Genomic DNA, 17,422 nt, shown 5'->3' with positions numbered 1-17,422 from the left:
ACGTGCGGTCGAGCCCGTACATGCCAGGGGCGTCGTACCAGCCGGCCTCCGGCGGCCGCGAGTCGGCCAATCTCGGCGACATCCTGGAACGGGTGCTCGACCGGGGCGTGGTGATCGCCGGGGACATCCAGGTGAACCTGCTCGATATCGAGCTGCTGACGATCAAGCTGCGCCTGCTCATCGCCTCGGTCGACACGGCCCGCGAGATGGGCATCGACTGGTGGGAGCACGACCCGTGGCTCACCGGCGACACCCAGGAGCTGGCGAAGGAGAACCGCAAGCTGCGCCGCCGTCTGGCGGCCCTTGAGGAGATGGTGTCCGCCCGGGTGGTGGAAGGCGGCGCCGCGACCGGGCACGCGCCCGGCCACGTGCCTGAGGCGGTCGAGCGTGGCCACTGACCAGGGCGTCTACCTCTACGCGGTGACCCGCGACGAGGGCGAGGAGCCCGACGGCCTGACGGGGGTGGCCGGCGCGCCGGTGCGCCGTCTGACGCACCGGGGTCTGGCCGCGTTCCTCAGTACGGTCTCGCTGGCGGAGTTCGGCGAGGAGGCGCTGCGCCGCTCGATGGAGGACCTCGCCTGGCTGGAGGAGACCGCGCGCACCCATCACCGGGTGGTGGAGGCCGTCGCCGCCCTCCGGCCCACGGCGCCGGTGCGGCTGGTCACCGTCTACACGGGAGAGGCGCAGGTCCGGGAGCTTCTCGACGAGCGGCACGAGCAGTTCGACGCGGTGCTGGCGCGGGTGGCCGGCCGACGGGAGTGGGGCGTCAAGGCGTACGCCGTTCCCGGCGGGGCGGAGCCGGCAGCCGACCCGCAGGGCGCGACGCCGGGCGCGACACAGGGCGCGGCACAGGGCGCGACACAGGGCGCGACACAGGGCGCGACGCCGGGGGCGGCCTACCTGAACCGCCGCCGGGCCGCCCTGCGCAGCCGGGAGGCCGACTGGCGCCGGGCCGCCGAGCAGGCCCGAGCCGTGCACGAGGCGCTGATGGACGTCGCCGTCAGCGGCAGATGCCACCGCGCCCAGGACCCGCAGCTGTCCGGACGGCGGGAGCAGATGGTCCTCAACGGCGCCTACCTGGTGGACGACGCACGCGCCGCCGAGTTCGCGCGGGTGATCGAGGACGTCGCCGACCGGGGGGTCACCGTGGAGCTCGTCGGCCCGTGGGCGCCCTACTCCTTCGCCGCCCTCGACCAGGACGGTGAGGCGGCGTACGGTGACGCTTCCTGAGCCGAGAGGAGCCCGGCTCGCCGCCCAGGGCCGCCTGCCCGAGCAGCGGGTGGCGCTCGTCGACCTGCTCGACCGCCTGCTGGCGGGCGGAGCGGTAGTTACCGGCGACCTCGTGCTGTCCATCTCCGGCATCGACCTGGTACGGATCTCGCTGAGGGCCCTGCTGGTCAGCGTGCGCGAGGGCGACGCGGTCGAAGGAGGGATGCGACATGACGAGCCCGACTGACCGGCGGGCGGCCAGGCCCGGCGAGTGGCGGCTGGAGACGGACGCCGACTCGGTGCAGCACGACCTGAGCCGTCTGGTGCTGACGCTGGTCGAGCTGATCCGCCAGCTGGTGGAGCGCCAGTGCGTCCGGCGGATGGACAACGGCGACCTGACCGGGGAGCAGCTGGAGGCGGTGGGGCTGACCCTCATGCGGCTGGAGGAGGCCATGGCCGAGTTGTGCGACCGGTTCGGGCTGACGCCCGCCGACCTCAACCTCGACCTCGGCCCCCTCGGTACCCTGCTCCCGGCGGACTGACCGCCCCGGGCTTCTTGGGCACCCCGCGCGCCCGGCGGACTGACCGTCCGCTCACGCCGCCGAGCGCATCGTGAGCCGGGCAGGCAGGACGGTGGCCGCCAGGGCCAGCACGGCCGCCGCCCCGACCACCGCCGCGTACGTCCCCACCGGCACGTACGGCACCGCGGACCCGGTCATCCCCGCCCCGAACGCGGCCAGCGTCACCAGCGCGGCCCCGGTGCCCAGCACGACGGCGGTGACCACCGCGCCCAGCGTCTCCAGCCGCAGCATGAGCAGCACCTGCCGCCGCGTCGTGCCGGCCAGCCGCAGCGCGCGCATCTCACCCGAGCGGGCCGAGGTGGCCATGGCCAGCGTGTTCACCACGGCGATCGCGGTGAAGGCGATGATCAGGCCCAGCGCCACGAACGTGGCCTGCGGGTTCGACGCGCTCACCTCGGCGGCCCGCGCCCGGTCCAGCACCGAGGCCCCGGGCAGCGCCCCGGCCAGGGCGTCCACGCTCAGCCCCGGCGCCTTGACCAGCAGGGACGCCGCGGGGTCGTCCACGTGGCCCGCCACCAGGTCGTACGGCAACGTCAGGTCGCCGAAGCCCAGCCCGCGGGTGTACACCGCGCTGACCGTCACCGTCGCGGGGGTGCCGTCGCCCAGCGTCAGCTTCAGCGGGTCGCCCACCCCGACGCCCAGCCGCTCGGCGGCGGTCGAGCTGACGGCCACGTCCTTCATCGAGCCGGCGACGATGCCCAGGTCCATCGTGCGGTCGTCGTAGGTGACCGCCTGCGCGCCGTACTTGTCCAGGCCCGACCGGACGGTTGTGCGCAGCACCCGGCTGACGGCCTCGACGCCGGGGACCTTGGCCGCCTCGGCGGCGGAGACGCCGGCCACGACGTACTCGGCGCGGGTGCCCGCGTCGGCCTGCTCCTGCGCGGCGTGGCCCATCGTGGTCTGGACGAAGAGGATCGTGCAGGTCATCGCGATCATGAGGGTCAGCGGCGACAACACCGAGGCCAGCGACCCCGAGTTGGCGCGCAGGTTGCGCGCGGCCAGGAAGCCGCCCACCCGGGAGGCCCGCAGCGGGACCGACAGCACCGCCGCGGCCACCCGTGCGACCAGCGGGCCGAGCAGCGTCAGTGCGATCGTCCAGACCAGCGCGGTCAGCATCGTCACGGGTGTGGCCGCCGCCTCGGTACGCAGGTTCGACAGGACCACCGTCAGCGTCGCCGCGCCGGCCACGGCCAGCGGCCCGGCCACCAGCCGCCACCGGGCCACCCTGCCGCTGTCCAGGACCGCCTCGCCCAGCGCCTCCACCGGCCGGATCCTGGTCAGCCGGCGGGCCGACACGCGGGCCGCGACCCAGGCGGCGCCGACCGTGGCCAGCAGCGCGGCCAGCGGCGGGAACGGGCTGACCACCAGGCCGAGGTTCGCGGGAACCGACCCGAGCGAGACGAACTGGGCGCGCAGCCAGAACCCGACGCCGATGCCCGCCGCCGCGCCCAGCACCCCGGCCGCCCCGGCGACCAGCAGCGCCTCGCCGCCCACCAGCTTGCGCACCTGCCGGGGGGTGGCCGCCACGGCGCGCAGCAGGGCCAGCTCGCGCTGCCGCTGCTGGATGGACAGCGCGAACGTGCCCACCACGACCAGGATCGCGACCAGCAGCGACGTGCCGGCCAGCGCGCCGCCCATGCTGATCAGCTTGACCCGCGCCTGCTCGGCGTCCAGGAACTCCAGCCTGCCGCGCTCGTCGCCCGTGTAGACCACCGTGCCCTCGGGCGCCCGGTCCAGGCCGGGGAACACGCCGACCGCGCTGACCCGGCCGGGGTGACCGGCCAGGCGGCGGGCCTCGGCGGTGCTGAAGAACACGGTGTCCTGGCTCGGCAGCGCCTGCGCGGTGACGCCCACCACGCGGTGTCCGCGCAGCTCGGCGCCCACGTCGAGGCCGGCGCGCGCGTCGACGACGATCTCGCCCGCCGATCTCGGCTCGCGTCCCTTCGCGATGGTGAACGGGGTGAGCGCGGCCGACTCCCAGCCGTGCCCGGTGAAGCCGCCGAAGGGGAACGTCACCTCGGGGACCACCCTGTCGGCCCGGATCGCCGCCACGACGGACTCGGGCAGCCAGGCGCGTTCCGTCAGGGGCTTGGCCTTGGTCTTGCTCTTGCCGTCGCCCTTGTCGACGGTCTGGCGCACGTACTGGTCGGCGGCCACGATCGCGGGGGTGCCGGCGTACCGCTCGGGGGCGACGCCGCCGCGCAGACCGGTCTCCAGCAACATCAGGCAGGCGCACACCAGGGCGGCGGCGCACAGCAGCGCGAAGAACGCGCCGGCGAACGCGGCCTTCCGGTGCCGCAACGTCCTCAACGCCAAGGTGATCATCGCGTCCACGCTCCCAGCCTGGTCATGCGCTCGGCCACCTTGTCGGCGGTCGGCGCGGTCATCGCGTCCACGATCCGGCCGTCGGCCAGGAACAGCACGGTGTCGGCGTACGAGGCGGCCACCGGGTCGTGCGTCACCATCACCACCGTCTGGCCCAGGCCGTCCACCACCTCGCGCAGCAGCCGCAGCACGTCGCGGGCGGTCATCGTGTCCAGGGCGCCCGTCGGCTCGTCGCCGAAGACCACCTGCGGCCTGGTGACCAGCGCCCTGGCGATGGCCACCCGCTGCTGCTGGCCGCCCGAGAGCTGCGCGGGCCGGTGCCCGGTCCGGCCCTCCAGGCCGACCCGGCGCAGGATCTCCGCCAGCCAGTCGCGGTCCACGCGGGCCTTGGCCAGGCGCAGGGGGAGCGTGATGTTCTCGACGACGTCCAGCGCCGGGATCAGGTTGAACGCCTGGAACACGAACCCGATCCGCTGCCTGCGCAGCTCGGTCAGGCCGGTCTCGTCCATGCCCGACAGTTCCGTGCCGCCGAGCCGCACCGAGCCGGACGACGGCACGTCCAGCCCGGCCGCGCAGTGCAGGAACGTGCTCTTGCCCGACCCCGAGGGGCCCATCACGGCGGTGAACGACCCTTGCGGGATACCCACCGACACCTCACGCAGGGCCGCCACCGCGCCCTGGCCCTTGCCGTACACCTTGCTCACGGCGTCCAACCGCACCACGTCCGTCATGGGTACAAGCCTGCTGGCCTGCGCGTACGCCGACCAGAGACGCGATCACCGATCACTCATGACGTCTTCATGATCCGGACATATGGCCATATTTCCCCCGGGCCCTGGGCGGCTCGCATGCGTCCGACGAAAAGGGCGACCCCCAGACCTGGGGATCGCCCTTCAGCGGGACCGCCGGCTCACCTTCCGGTCGGCACGCCCGGCTGCTCGGCGGACGTCCGCGGCCGCGGAACCCGGTTGTCACGCAGGTACTCGACCTCCGTGCGCAGGTTCGCCAGCAGCTTGGCCGCGATGTCCTGGCTGAAGCCGTTGCGGATGACGAAGCGGATGACGGCGATGTGCTCCAGGTTGGGCGGCAGGTAGTACGTCGGGGCCTGCCAGCCGTGCATCTTCAGCCGCTCGGCCAGGTCGAAGACGGTGAAGCCGTCGAAACCGGGGGCCGTCCGGACGGCGAGCACCGGCAGTTCGGAGCCGTCGGCGATGAGCGAGAGCTCGGGCAGCTTCGCGATCTCGTCGCCGAGGTAGGTCGCCACGTCCCGGCAGGTCTGCTGGACGGCGCGGTAGCCCTCGAAGCCGAGCCGCAGGAAGTTGTAGTACTGGGCGACGACCGGCGCCCCGGAGCGGGAGAAGTTGAGTGTGAAGGTGTCGATGTTGCCGCCGAGCAGGTCGCAGGAGAGCACCAGGTCTTCGGGCAGCGCGTCGGGCTCCTGCCAGACGATCCAGCCGACGCCCGGGTACACCAGGCCGAACTTGTGCCCCGAGGTGTTGATCGACTGCACCCGGGGGAGCCGGAAGTCCCACACCCGGTCGGGCTCAAGGAACGGGGTGATGAAACCGCCCACGGCGGCGTCGACGTGCAGCGGGATCTTCAGGCCGCGCTCGGCCTCCAGCCGGTCGAGCTCGGCCGACATCTGCTCGATCGGGTCGTACTTGCCGCACTGCGTGGAGCCGAGCACGCCGACGACGCCGATGGTGTTCTCGTCGCAGAACTCCCTGAGCCGGGAGGCGGACAGCGTGTAGGCCGGCTCCTCGATCGGGATCCAGCGCGGCTCGACGTCCCAGTACTGGCAGAACTTCGGCCAGCAGGTGTGGACGGCGGTGCCCATCACGAGGTTGGGCCGGTCGATGGGCCGCCCGGCCGCCCGGCGCCGCTCGCGCCACTGGAACTTCATCGCCAGCGCGCCGAGCATGGCCGCCTCGCTGGAGCCGCCCGTGGAACAGCCGACGCTGACGCCGTTTGGATCGTTCCACAGATGGTCGAGCATGTTGACGCAGCGCGCCTCGATGTCGGCCGTCTGCGGGTACTGGTCGTGGTCGACGATGTTGCGGTCGAGGGTTTCGGCGATGAGCTCGCGGGCCTGCGGCTCCATCCAGGTGGTGCAGAACGTGGCAAGGTTGAGCCGGGCGTTGCCGTCGAGAAGGAGCTCGTCACGGATGAGAGCCTGGGCCGCGCTGGGGTTCATCGGGCTGGCCGGCATCTTGAAGCGGGGCACGCCGCCCTCGGGCACCAGCCCGTTGTAGAGGGGGTTGACATCGAGCGCTTCCTGCCACCGGTCGGATTCGACTCGTCTGAGCATGAGCTTCACCTTCTCGATGAGTTCTGTGATGTCGAGCACTCACAGTAGGCAGATTTTTACTGTCAGTCAACGCCTGTTTTACCGAGAGCCAGTGGGCCGCACACCGAGGAGAGACACGTTGACGGCAGAGCCGGAGCCGGTGTTCGTGAGGTTCCAGAGTCCCGCGCCGAACGGCCGCGGGACGTACCCAGGGGTGTTCGGGCTGGTCAACAGCCTTGCCGCGCAGGGTCTGCTGTCGGACGAGGAGGAGGCGTTCAGGCGCGCGAACAACGCGTGGTACGAGGCCAACTTCACCGACCCGACGACCGTGACCCCCGACGTCTACCGCCGCGACGTCAACCCGATGGCGGCGGCCTGGTTCAAGGCGTCGGCCACTCGGCTCGTCGAGCGGGTGCCGGGGTATCTGGCGATCCTCGCCGCGCACGGCGTGGAGTGTGGACGGCTGCTGGAGGAGCGCGCCGGCGAGCTCGGCGTCGACCTGCGCCGCGGCCACGAGGTGGTCGGGGCGAGCCAGGACGACACCGCGGCGACCCTGGACGTACGCGGACCGGACGGCCCCTGCCAGGTGGCCGCCCGGTACGTGGTGGGGAGCGGCGCCTCCCGTCAGGGGCGGTTCATGTGGAGGTGCAGGTCGCGCAGCAGGCAGACCTCCGACAGGTGGTGGATGAGCTCGCGGTGGACGTGCAGGACCAGGTCGGCCATGGGGGCCTCCGGGTAGGGCTCACGTTCGCCCATGGGCGCGCGCAGGCCGGCCTCGCCGAGGTCGCGCACGCCCGCCAGCCACCGCTCGGCCTGCGTGTCGAGCTGGTCGAGCGCCGCTGCCGCGCCGCCGGCGTACTCCCAGGTCTCGTACGAGGCCGGCGGCGCCCCGAAGTGCACCGCGTTGCGGACGGCCAGCACGCCGACGATGACGTGGCCGAGCCGCCAGGCGATCGTGGTGAAGGGCGGCGGCGCCGGCTGGGGGAAGGCGAAGTCGATCGTGTGGCTCCCCGCCCCGGCCTGGACGGGCGCCGTGGAGGTGCCGCGCGGCCGGACGCTCCAGGCGTCCGGCACCGGCGACCAGAGGTACTCCTCGTCGGTCAGGCCGTCGAGCCGGGCCCGGAGCTGGTGGTTCCAGTGGAACTCCCACTGCTCGCGCAACGTGCGGTTCCAGTCGAGGGTGTGTGCGTCCATGGAGACACGATCACCCCACCGGCGGACAGGATCGGTCCGCTTTCTGGCAAGGTGGCGGCATGGACGAGACGGGCGGCGCCGAACGGGGCACGACCGAGCGGGTGCTGACCCTGCTCGGCCTGTTGCAGCAGCGTCAGGTCTGGACCGGCCCCGAGCTGGCCGAGCGGCTCGGCGTCACGTCGCGCACGGTCCGCCGTGACGTGGAGCGGCTGCGCGCGCTCGGCTACCAGGTGCACGCCGGCCAGGGCATCGGCGGCGGCTACCGGCTCGGGCCGGGCCAGGACCTGCCACCGCTGCTGCTCGACGACGAGGAGGCCATCGCCACCGCCGTGTCGCTGCTCGCCGGGGCGGACAGCGCGGTCGCGGGCGCCGGCGACGCCGCGATCCGGGCGCTGGCCAAGCTCGACACGGTGCTGCCCGCCCGGCTCCGGCACGAGGTGCGCGCGCTGTCCGGGGCGGTGGAGTCGTTCGGCGGCGGGCGCGTGCCGGTCGATCCCGAGGTGCTCATGACGCTGGCCAGGGCCTGCCGGGACGAGGTCGAGGCCGGCTTCGACTACCCGTCAGGAGGGCAGGTGGGACGGCGGCGGGTGGAGCCGTACCGGCTGGTGACCTCCGACCGGCGCTGGTACCTGCTCGCCTACGACCTCGACCGGGACGGCTGGCGCAGCTTCCGGGTGGACCGGATGGCCGAAGTGGCCGCGCGCACCTTCCGGTTCCGGCCGCGCCCGGCGCCGGACGCGGCGGCGTACGTGCAGGAGGGCGTGGCGAGCCGGGTCTACCCGCACCAGGCGCGTTTCCTCCTGCACGCCCCGGCCGCCACGGTACGCGCGCAGGTCCCCGCGTCGGCGGCCGTCGTGCGGGAGCGGGGGAGCGACCGGTGCGAGCTGGTCAGCGGCGCGGGCAGCCTCGACTACGTGCTCATGCACGTGGTCGCGCTGGGCCACGACTTCGACGTGCTCGACCCGCCGGAGCTGGGGGAACGCTGCCGGGAGCTGGCCCGCAGGCTGGCCTTCGCCGGGGCGGTCAGGCCGTCGGGGTGACGGGGGCGGTGTCGAGGGTGAAGGTCTCGACGATCTCGGTGCAGGTGCCGTGCTCGCCCATCACGCACAGCGCGAGGGCCTGGTAGGTGGCGGTGAAGGCCGACGGCGCGGCGAGGAGGTCCAGGTCGAGCGGGTGGTCCCGCTGCTGGAGCCGGGTGAGGGTGATGTGCGGGCGGAACAGGTCGCCGATCTCGTCGTAGCCGTAGAGGTCGAGGTTGGCGCGGGCGGTGGACGGCGCGGTGAGCCGGTGGTCGGCCAGCACGCGGCCGACCGGGTCGCGGTGGCGCAGGCCGGTGCGCAACGGGTTGAGCGCGGCGACGACGTCCTCCTGGAGCCGGGTGATCGCGTCCGTCTTCCGGAAGAACAGCTCGACCATGCCGTGCTCGTTGGCGGCGAAGGACTCGCCTTCCAGGAGCGTCGCGGAGGTGCGGCCGCTGAGGTCGCGCAGCAGCGCGACGGCCTTTTCGAGCTGGTCGGGGGTGAAATTCGCCATGTAGAGCGAGATGTGCGGGTAGAGGCCGTCCTCGCGCAGGACGAACTCGGTCGCGGTGGCCTCCGCGCAACGCCGGCTCAGGCGCACGGCCTCGGCGTTGACGTCGTGCGGCGGCAGCAGGACAACGTCGTAGACCGGGAGATCGTCCATAGGGGACGAGTGTAGGACGGACCGGGGGCGGTGCGCGCGGGCGGCCTGCCGTCGCAGGGCCAGGCGTACGGCCGGGAACGCGTACGCGGCCAGCGGCGCCAGCAGGAACACCGCCCCGGCCGCGCGCTGGTCGGCCAGCGGGTCGGGCACCCCGGGCGGGGCCGCCAGGGCGAACCACTCCGCCGCGACGGCCGGGCCTGCCAGCAGGTACGTCCCCAGCCCCAGGTAGGCGACGGCGGCCACGGCCAGCAGCCGGACCCGCGCGGCCCACGGGAACGGCCTGGGCAGCGGGTCGAGGTCGAGCACCACCCAGGCGACCAGCAGGCCGGCCCCGGCGGACACGGCCATGGTGACCAGGTGGGGCGCGTACCCGGCGAGCGACCAGGGCAGCCACGGCGTGCCGTACAGCAGCAGGAGCAGCACCGGGACGGCGGCCGTCACCAACGCGGGACGGGTGAGACGCCGCCCGAGGGCGCGGTCGCCGAGCGGGCCGTACTGGGAGCCGGGGCCGGTGGCCCGCGCGGCCAGGGTGAGCGGCGCGCCCGCGCACAGCAGGAGCGGCGCGACGACGGCGAGCACGACGTGCTGCACGGCCTGGGCCGACGACATCGCCCGCGCGTACCCGCCCACGCCGCCGAACAGCGCGACCGCGGCCAGGGCCAGCCCGGCGTGCCAGGAGAGCGTGCGCAGGACCGGCCAGCCGGGCACCCGGCGCAGACCGGCCAGGTAACCGGCGGCGGGCAACGCCAGCAGCAGCAGGACGAGCGGGTCGAAGCGCACCTCACCGAGGAGGGCGCCGGGCGAGAAGGGCGCGAGCGCGTACTCAAGGACGGGATGGTCGTGCCCGCCACCCGCGCCGGGCGGCGGCGGGGTGCGCGAGAGGCCGACGGCCAGCCCGGTCGCCGCCACCATCACGATCATCTCGCCCGCGGCCAGCCGGACGAACGTACGCCGCACCCCCCGGTCGGCCACGCCGGCCACGGTACGCAGACGGTGCCGCCGGCCGAACCAGGCCAGCACCGCCAGGGCGGCGACCTTGGCCAGCAGCAGCAGGCCGTACCGGCTCAGCCACAGGTCGGACAGGCGGTCGAGCCGCACCCAGCCGCTGACCACGCCGGACAGCGCGACGGCGGCGAAGCAGCACAGCGCGATCGTGCTGAACCGGGGCAGCACGACCCGCAGGTCGGCCGAGCGCCGGAAGTGCACCAGCACCGCGGCCAGGCCGCCCACCCACACCGACACCCCCAGCAGGTGGGCCATCAGCGCGGAGACGGCGATGTCGTGGTCGGCCGCCGAGGCGGCATGGCCCACGTAGGCGGGCGGCAGCAGCCCGAACGCCGCCACGGCCAGCGGCACCCAGGCGGGCAGCCGGCGCACGAGCGTGGCCACCGCCACCGCGAACGTCGTGACCAGCACCACCAGGAGCGCCTGCGTCTGCGGGAGCGAGGTGCCGAAGTCGAGCATGCCGGGCTCGGCGAGCAGGTACTGCACCGGCATCGGGATGAAGCTGGACAGGGTGAACAGGTAACCGGCCAGGGCGGCGACCGCCCACCCCAGCGCCCACCAGCCCGCCGCGCGCAGGCACCGCGCCGACTCCGGCGAGCCGGCCGGGGCCAGCACGGACGCCGCCAGCAACGTCCCCACGCACGCCACCGCGCACAGGTCGAGGGCGAGACGGGCCAGCGGCAGCCCCCAGTCGGTGACCGGACCGGCGGTGGGCAGCCCGAAGACCTCCACCGTGCCGGCGCCGCCGCCGAAGCGCAGCACCGCGACCAGCACCAGGACGCCCACGCCGACCGCGAACACGGCGTACGTCCGGGCAGAAGCTCTCATAGCCGACCCGCCAGGTTGTCGGAGGCCAGGAACCCGGCCGCGCCGCCCGGGGCGGGCGCGACCCCCACATGCTCCCACGGGGTCCCAGGCCGGGCCAGGCGCGAGCGAGGTCTGCTTCCGGCGCACACGCGGATGCTTCCAGCGCACACGCGGAGATACGCGCCCCCGCCGCCCGCGGTTCAGCAGGTCAGGGGTGGAGCCCCAGAAGGGTGACGGCCTGCTCGCGCATCTCGACCTTGCGGATCTTGCCCGTGACCGTCATCGGGAAGCCGTTGACCAGGTGCACGTAGCGGGGGACCTTGTAGTGGGCCAGGCGGCCGGCGCAGAAGTCCCTGATCGCCTCGGAGGTCAGCGGCTCGGTGCCGGGGCGCATGACGATCCAGGCCATCAGCTCCTCGCCGTACTTCTCGTCCGGCACGCCGATCACCTGGACGTCGGCGATGTCGGGATGCGTGTAGAGGTACTCCTCGACCTCGCGCGGATAGACGTTCTCGCCGCCGCGGATGACCATGTCCTTGATCCGGCCGACGATGTTGACGTAGCCCTCGGCGTCCATGGTGGCCAGGTCGCCGGTGTGCATCCAGCGGGCCTCGTCGATGGACTCGGCCGTCTTGTCCGGCTCGTTCCAGTAGCCGAGCATCACCGAGTAGCCGCGGGTGCACAGCTCGCCCGGCTCGCCCCGGGGCACCGCGAGCCCGGTCTCCGGGTGCACGATCTTCACCTCCAGGTGCGGCATCACCTGGCCGACCGTCTCGGTGCGCCGTACCAGCCCGTCGTCGCGGCGGGTCATCGTCGACACGGGGGAGGTCTCGGTCATGCCGTAGCAGATCGCCACCTCGCTCATGTGCATCTCACCGATCACCCGCTTCATCACCTCGACCGGGCACGGCGAGCCCGCCATGATGCCGGTGCGCAGCGACGACAGGTCGAAGTCGGCGAAGCGCGGATGGCCCAGCTCGGCGATGAACATCGTCGGCACGCCGTACAGCGAGGTGCACCGCTCGGCCTCCACGGCCCGCAGCGTGGCCTCGGCGTCGAAGCCGGGCGCGGGCAGCACCACGCAGGCGCCGTGCGAGGTCGCGCCCAGGTTGCCCATGACCATGCCGAAGCAGTGGTAGAGCGGCACCGGCAGGCAGACCCGGTCGTCCTCGGTGTAGCCGACGCCCTCGCCGACGAAGTAGCCGTTGTTGAGGATGTTGTGGTGCGACAGCGTCGCGCCCTTGGGGAAGCCGGTCGTGCCCGAGGTGTACTGGATGTTGATCGGGTCGTCGAAGGACAGCGTGGCCGCCCGTACGCGCAGCGCGGCGGGGTCGGCACGGCGGCCGGTCTCGGCCAGCTCGTCCCAGCCGGGCTCGCCGATGAACACCACCTGCGTGAAGCCGATCTCGGCGAGCATCGCGCGGTAGTCGCTCGTCTTGTGCTCGACGGCGCTGACCAGCAGCCGCATGCCCGACTGGCGGACCACGTAGTCCAGCTCGTGGGCGCGGTAGGCCGGGTTGATGTTGACCAGGATCGCGCCGATCTTGGCGGTGGCGTACTGCGTCAGCACCCATTCGGCGCAGTTGGGGGCCCAGATGCCGACCCGGTCGCCCTTGGCGATGCCCCTGGCCAGCAGGCCGAGCGCCACCTCGTTCACCGCTGCGTCGAACTCGGCGTACGTCCAGCGCCGCCCGCTCGCCATCTCGACCAGCGCCTCGCGGCCGGCGTACCGGGCCGCGGCGCGTTCCAGGTTCTCCCCGATCGTCTCGCCCAGCAGAGGGAGCGCGGAGACGCCGGACGCGTAGGAGAGCAGTGAGTCACCCATGCCCGAAGCATCCGCCAGGGCGGTGCGGCACGCTACCCCCGTTCAGGGGTAGCCGCGGGGCGGCGGCCGCGTGCCATGCTGGGGACATGGCGGTGACACATCTTCCGTCGAGTGCCCTGGCCCCGCAGGCCGCCGTGCTCCTGCGGGCCGCCCTCACCCGGATGCGGCACGTCGTCGGGCTGCCCGTCCTGTTCGGCGGCGCGGTCTCGGCCCCGGGCGGCGCCGTGCGGCTCACCGAGCTGACGGGGGTCCGCACGGACGTGCTGCGCGGGCTCGCCATCCACACCGGCAGCGGCCTGGGCGGCCGGGTCCTGGTCACCGCCCGGCCGGGCAGCGTCGAGGACTACGTCACCGACTCCCGCATCAGCCACGAATACGACAGACCGGTGGCGGCGGAGGGCCTGCGGGCGATCGCGGCCGTCCCCGTCGTGGTGGGCGAGACGGTCTACGGGCTGCTCTACGGCGGCGTCCGCGAGCCGCTGCCGCTCGGCACCCGCGTCCTCGACGGCATGCACCAGATCGCCGCCCGGCTCGGCGTCGAGCTGGCCGTACGCGCGGAGGTGGAGCGGCGGGTGGCCGCGCTGGAGACGGCCGCGATCACCGGCGCCGCCCGCGAACGGCCCGCCGGCCCCGAATGGGAGCAGCTGCGCGAGGCGCACGCCGAGCTGCGCTCGATCGCCCAGGAGGTCGCCGACCCGGTCCTGCGCGAGCGGCTGCAGGGCGTCTGCGACCGGCTGACCTCGCCGAACGGCGGCCCCGTCCCGGCCAACCCGCTCTCCCCCCGGGAGCTCGACGTGCTCTCCCTGGTCGCCGTCGGCTGCGGCAACGCCGAGGTCGGCCGGCGGCTCGACCTGAAGCCGGAGACGGTCAAGAGCTACCTGCGCAGCGCGATGCGCAAGCTCGGCACCCACACCCGCATGGAGAGCGTGGTCTCGGCCAGGCGCGCCGGCTACCTCCCCTGACACCGGCGGATTTACCAACTACGGACGATGACCGCCGGCGCCGCCGACCGGTTCCGGGTAGGCCCCCACCATGACTGCGTGGACGAACGACGAACTCGACCGGATCGCCGCCGCCGAGGAGCTGCAGATCGCGTCCCTGCGCGGCGACGGCGAGCTGCGCCGCCCGGTGACGATCTGGGTCGTCCGCCTCGGCGACGACCTGTACGTCCGGGCCGTGAACGGGCGGGACGGCGCCTGGTTCCGCGGCGCCCAGGAGCGCGGACGCGGCCGGATCCAGGCCGGGGGCGTCGACAAGGGCGTCACGTTCGCCGACGCCGACCAGGAGCTCAACGACCGGATCGACGCCGCGTACCGGGCCAAGTACCGCCACTACCCGGAGAGCATCGTGGACTCGGTGGTCAGCGGGCAGGCGCGGGCCGCCACGCTCAGGCTCGTGCCGCGCTCCTGACCGGCCCGGCAACGAGAGGTCCGAAGGTCGCCAGCACCCGGCCCGCACCGGCGGCGACAGTGGGACGCATGAACACTGTCGTGGATCAGCATGTCCGCATTGAACCCAACATCCTCTACTTCGGCACCCCGGTCGTCCTGATCTCCACCGTGAACGAGGACGGCACCCCCAACCTCGCCCCCATGTCGTCGGCCTTCTGGCTGGGCTGGCGCGGCATGCTGGGCCTGGGGGCCAGGTCGAAGACGTCCCAGAACCTGGTGCGGACCGGCGAGGGCGTGCTCAACCTGCCGTCCGACGCGCTCGCCCCGCAGGTGGACCGGCTGGCGCTGACCACCGGGAGCGACCCGGTGCCCGAGCGCAAGCACCAGCGCGGCTACCGGTTCGTGCCGGACAAGTTCCAGCGGGCCGGGCTGACCGCCGTCCCGTCGGAGACGGTGGCCGCGCCCCGGGTGGCCGAGTGCCCGGTCGCCATGGAGGTCGTGGTGGAGGAGACGCACCCGGTCGGCGACGGCGGGGTGCTCGCGTTCGAGGTGCGGGTGCAGCGGGTCTGGGTGCACGAGGACATCCGGATGAAGGGCACCGACGACCACATCGACCCCGACGCCTGGCGTCCGCTCATCATGAGCTTCCAGAAGCTGTACGGCCTGGGGCCGCAGGTGCACCCGTCCACACTGGCGAGCATCCCGGAGCGGCACTACCGCAGCGCCGACCTCGAACGCGCGCGCACCCTCTAGAGGCACTCCAGCAGCGGCAGCCAGGTGCGGTGGGCGCACAACTCCATGATCCGCTCCCGGGGCAGCCACTCCGCGCCGGTGCTCTCCGACCCGGCCGGCGGCGCGGTCGCGGCGCCGGGCGCCGCCAGCCGCGCCCGGAACATCACCATGTACGTCAGCGGCCCGTAGCGGTAACCGGCCGGAGCCGGGCGCAGCAGCTCGACGCGCTGCCACGCGAACACCGACAGGGCCGGCGGCTCCAGGAGCAGGCCGGTCTCCTCCTGGAGCTCCCGGACCGCGGCCTCGGTGGCGCTCTCCCCGGCCTCCAGGTGGCCGCCCGGCACGTCCCAGCCGCGTCCGGGCCGGTCGACGCAGGTCAGCAGGGTCCTGCCGAGGCTGTCGGTGACGAACGCGAACGCCGAGGTCGTGCCGTCGGCGGGCGGGAGGTCCGGGGAGAGGATCACGTCGAGGCGGTGCTCGACGGGGATCCACGGCACGGTGCGGGAGGCCATCACACGGGTCATGCCTCCATTTCACACGCCCTTGCGCATGGCCCGGTTGCCCAGGTACAGGCCGATCGCGGCGACCAGGCAGGCCGACGCGGTGCCGTACAGGACGGAGGGGTTCGCCAGGTCGCCGGAGAACAGCGCGCGCTGGCCTTCGACGATGTACGTGACCGGGTTCGCCGCGCCGACGGCGCGCAGCCACCCGGGCGCGGTGTCCAGGGGCAGCAGCACGCCCGACAGCAGCAGCAGGGGGAACAGGATGGACTGGCTGACGACGTAGAACAGCGTCCCGCCGGGCGCCGACCGGATGGCCAGGACGAACGAGAACGCCCCCAGCCCCACCCCGAACACGGTGAGCTGCGCCAGCCCCGCCAGGACGCCCGCCGGATACAGCTCGAACCCCAGCGGGACGGCCAGCACGATGATCAGCACGGCCTGGGCCAGCAGGACCACCATCGCCTTCATCGCCCGGCCCACCAGCATCGCCGTCCGGTTCAGCGGGGTGACCAGCATGCGTTCCAGCGAGCCGCCGATCAGCTCGACCAGCAGGGTGTACCCGGCCGACATCGGCCCGGTCAGGCACATCATGACCAGGATGCCCGGCACGAACCACTGCCACGACGAGCCCACCGCGCCGTCCAGCAGCGCGCCGAACAGGAACAGGAACAGCAGCGGCTGGCCCATCTCGAACAGCAGCGCGACCGGCTCGCGCAGGACCGGCCGGAACTCGCGGGTGAAGACGGTGGCGGTGTCACGCAGGAAGGTCGTCATCGGTGAGGCTTCTCCCGGTGAGAGTGAGGAACACATCGTCAAGGGTGGGGCGCGCGGTCTCGGCGGCGGTCACCTTGATCCCGGCGGCGTCGAGCGCCCGCAGGCAGCCGGGGAGCGCGGCGGGCGCGTTCGCCACCCGCACCCGCACGGTGACGCCCTCGGCTTGGCCGCCGGTCAGCTCGGCGGCCCTGGCGGCGTCCTGGGCGGTCTCCGTGGTGACCGTGACGGTGTCGCCGGCCAGGTCGTTCTTGAGCTGCTCGGCCGTGCCGTCGGCGATGATCGAGCCGTTGTCGATGATCAGCACCCGTTCGGCCATGTTGTCGGCCTCCTCCAGGTAGTGGGTGGTGAGGAAGATCGTGGTGCCGTACGCCTCGCGCAGGCGCAGGATGTGCCGCCAGATGTCGGCGCGGCTCTTCGGGTCGAGGCCGGTCGAGGGCTCGTCGAGGAAGAGCAGGTCGGGGCGGTGGATCAGGCCGAGCGCGATGTCCAGGCGGCGGCGCTGGCCGCCGGACAGCGTGCCCGGCCTGCGGCCCGCCAGGTCTTCCAGGTCGAGCAGGCGCATCAGCTCGCCGGCCCGCGCGACGGCCTCGGAGACCGTCAGGCCGTAGCAGCGGCCCTGCGTGACGAGCTCGTCCCGGACGCGGAAGCTCTCGCCCGCGCTGTTCCTCTGGCCGACGTAGCCGATGCGGGAGCGCACGCCGGCCGGGTCGCGGGTGACGTCGTGGCCGGCGACGACGGCGGTGCCGGAGGTGGGCGGGAGCAGGGTCGTGAGCAGGCGGAGGGTGGTGGACTTGCCGGCGCCGTTGGGGCCGAGGAAGGCGACGAGCCGGCCGGGTTCGACGTCGAGGTCGATGCCGCGTACGGCTTCGACGGTCTCCTTCTTCATCGTGAACACTCGGGTGAGGGCCCGGGTGTGGATCATGGGTGGTGCCTCCTGGGCATGGCGAAGAAGCCCCTGGTCAGGGGCCCTTTCGGGGATCGGTTCAGTTTGAGCCGGGTGGTATCGATTTGGCAAACGCGAATGTGACGTTCATATACGGCTCTGACCTGCGGAAACGACGTCCGGAGAGGTCGGCGCCGAACGCCGATTTCTGGGCCTCGACATG

18 protein-coding genes are annotated in these 17,422 nt (G+C 73.2%); 9 read left to right on the top strand and 9 right to left on the bottom strand.

The genetic code is table 11. The annotated features are described in order from the left end of the window. Positions 1-20 precede the first annotated feature (20 nt). Genes gvpJ through ABT158_RS21390 form a run of 4 tightly spaced genes read left to right on the top strand, consistent with a single transcriptional unit; the run spans position 21 to position 1,751 of the window. Positions 21-398 carry a gas vesicle protein GvpJ gene (gene gvpJ / locus ABT158_RS21405; RefSeq protein ID WP_352355870.1) on the top strand — a complete coding sequence of 126 codons (378 nt, stop codon included), beginning with the start codon at positions 21-23 and terminating at the stop codon, positions 396-398. Next, complete coding sequence (locus ABT158_RS21400; protein WP_352355801.1) at positions 388-1,230, top strand: GvpL/GvpF family gas vesicle protein; 843 nt, start codon at positions 388-390, stop codon at positions 1,228-1,230. The genes gvpJ and ABT158_RS21400 overlap by 11 nt, the downstream gene beginning before the upstream one ends. Continuing rightward, entirely contained in the window at positions 1,217-1,456 is a 240-nt protein-coding gene (locus ABT158_RS21395) for a gas vesicle protein (RefSeq protein WP_352355799.1), read from the top strand. Before ABT158_RS21400 ends, ABT158_RS21395 begins: the two co-directional genes overlap by 14 nt. Then, positions 1,440-1,751 carry a gas vesicle protein K gene (locus tag ABT158_RS21390; RefSeq protein ID WP_352355797.1) on the top strand — a complete coding sequence of 104 codons (312 nt, stop codon included), beginning with the start codon at positions 1,440-1,442 and terminating at the stop codon, positions 1,749-1,751. Before ABT158_RS21395 ends, ABT158_RS21390 begins: the two co-directional genes overlap by 17 nt. A 51-nt stretch (positions 1,752-1,802) precedes the next feature. Here ABT158_RS21390 and ABT158_RS21385 read toward each other — a convergent pair whose 3' ends face one another. The 3 genes from ABT158_RS21385 to gad form a co-directional block, all read right to left on the bottom strand. Further along, positions 1,803-4,115 carry an FtsX-like permease family protein gene (locus ABT158_RS21385; RefSeq protein WP_352355868.1) on the bottom strand — a complete coding sequence of 771 codons (2,313 nt, stop codon included), beginning with the start codon at positions 4,113-4,115 and terminating at the stop codon, positions 1,803-1,805. Next, the gene (locus ABT158_RS21380; protein WP_352355795.1) at positions 4,112-4,846 is read right to left on the bottom strand and encodes an ABC transporter ATP-binding protein; all 735 of its coding nucleotides are present in this window, start codon (positions 4,844-4,846) and stop codon (positions 4,112-4,114) included. The genes ABT158_RS21385 and ABT158_RS21380 overlap by 4 nt, the downstream gene beginning before the upstream one ends. A gap of 179 nt (positions 4,847-5,025) precedes the next feature. After that, positions 5,026-6,423 (bottom strand): glutamate decarboxylase, encoded by a 1,398-nt coding sequence (gad, locus tag ABT158_RS21375; RefSeq protein WP_352355793.1) that lies wholly within the window; start codon positions 6,421-6,423, stop codon positions 5,026-5,028. A gap of 118 nt (positions 6,424-6,541) precedes the next feature. Between gad and ABT158_RS21370 the strand changes: the two genes are divergently transcribed. Continuing rightward, positions 6,542-7,141 (top strand): FAD-dependent monooxygenase, encoded by a 600-nt coding sequence (locus ABT158_RS21370; protein ID WP_352355791.1) that lies wholly within the window; start codon positions 6,542-6,544, stop codon positions 7,139-7,141. On the opposite strand, the gene ABT158_RS21365 is transcribed toward ABT158_RS21370, so the two are convergent. Then, positions 7,027-7,596 (bottom strand): DinB family protein, encoded by a 570-nt coding sequence (locus ABT158_RS21365; RefSeq protein ID WP_352355789.1) that lies wholly within the window; start codon positions 7,594-7,596, stop codon positions 7,027-7,029. The genes ABT158_RS21370 and ABT158_RS21365 overlap by 115 nt on opposite strands. Positions 7,597-7,655: 59 nt before the next feature. Between ABT158_RS21365 and ABT158_RS21360 the strand changes: the two genes are divergently transcribed. Continuing rightward, positions 7,656-8,636 (top strand): helix-turn-helix transcriptional regulator, encoded by a 981-nt coding sequence (locus tag ABT158_RS21360; protein ID WP_352355787.1) that lies wholly within the window; start codon positions 7,656-7,658, stop codon positions 8,634-8,636. On the opposite strand, the gene ABT158_RS21355 is transcribed toward ABT158_RS21360, so the two are convergent. Both ABT158_RS21355 and ABT158_RS21350 read right to left on the bottom strand, forming a co-directional pair. Continuing rightward, entirely contained in the window at positions 8,620-11,112 is a 2,493-nt protein-coding gene (locus ABT158_RS21355; RefSeq protein WP_352355785.1) for a bifunctional copper resistance protein CopD/cytochrome c oxidase assembly protein, read from the bottom strand. The genes ABT158_RS21360 and ABT158_RS21355 overlap by 17 nt on opposite strands. A gap of 187 nt (positions 11,113-11,299) precedes the next feature. Then, positions 11,300-12,916, bottom strand: a complete 1,617-nt coding sequence (locus tag ABT158_RS21350; RefSeq protein ID WP_352355783.1) for an AMP-binding protein — start codon at positions 12,914-12,916, stop codon at positions 11,300-11,302. A gap of 86 nt (positions 12,917-13,002) precedes the next feature. On the opposite strand from ABT158_RS21350, the gene ABT158_RS21345 reads away from it, so the two are divergent. The 3 genes from ABT158_RS21345 to ABT158_RS21335 all read left to right on the top strand — a co-directional run bounded on the left by ABT158_RS21345 (position 13,003) and on the right by ABT158_RS21335 (position 15,060). Further along, positions 13,003-13,878, top strand: coding sequence for a LuxR C-terminal-related transcriptional regulator (locus ABT158_RS21345; protein ID WP_352355781.1), 876 nt, complete (start codon positions 13,003-13,005; stop codon positions 13,876-13,878). 70 nt (positions 13,879-13,948) lie between these two features. Continuing rightward, a complete protein-coding gene (locus ABT158_RS21340) occupies positions 13,949-14,326 on the top strand; it encodes a DUF2255 family protein (protein ID WP_352355779.1) in 378 nt (125 codons plus the stop codon). Between the two features lie 68 nt (positions 14,327-14,394). Next, positions 14,395-15,060: a flavin reductase family protein gene (locus tag ABT158_RS21335; RefSeq protein WP_352355777.1), complete on the top strand. Its 666-nt coding sequence runs from the start codon at positions 14,395-14,397 to the stop codon at positions 15,058-15,060. On the opposite strand, the gene ABT158_RS21330 is transcribed toward ABT158_RS21335, so the two are convergent. Genes ABT158_RS21330 through ABT158_RS21320 form a run of 3 tightly spaced genes read right to left on the bottom strand, consistent with a single transcriptional unit; the run spans position 15,057 to position 17,238 of the window. Further along, a complete protein-coding gene (locus ABT158_RS21330) occupies positions 15,057-15,563 on the bottom strand; it encodes an NUDIX hydrolase (protein ID WP_352355775.1) in 507 nt (168 codons plus the stop codon). The genes ABT158_RS21335 and ABT158_RS21330 overlap by 4 nt on opposite strands. A 9-nt stretch (positions 15,564-15,572) precedes the next feature. Beyond that, entirely contained in the window at positions 15,573-16,316 is a 744-nt protein-coding gene (locus ABT158_RS21325) for an ABC transporter permease (RefSeq protein WP_352355773.1), read from the bottom strand. Further along, positions 16,297-17,238, bottom strand: a complete 942-nt coding sequence (locus ABT158_RS21320; protein WP_352355771.1) for an ATP-binding cassette domain-containing protein — start codon at positions 17,236-17,238, stop codon at positions 16,297-16,299. Before ABT158_RS21320 ends, ABT158_RS21325 begins: the two co-directional genes overlap by 20 nt. Positions 17,239-17,422: the final 184 nt, after the last annotated feature.

This window comes from Nonomuraea sp. NPDC001636 (assembly GCF_040298265.1).
Taxonomy (GTDB): Bacteria; Actinomycetota; Actinomycetes; order Streptosporangiales; family Streptosporangiaceae; genus Nonomuraea.
This window is presented reverse-complemented; position numbering and strand designations above follow the sequence as displayed.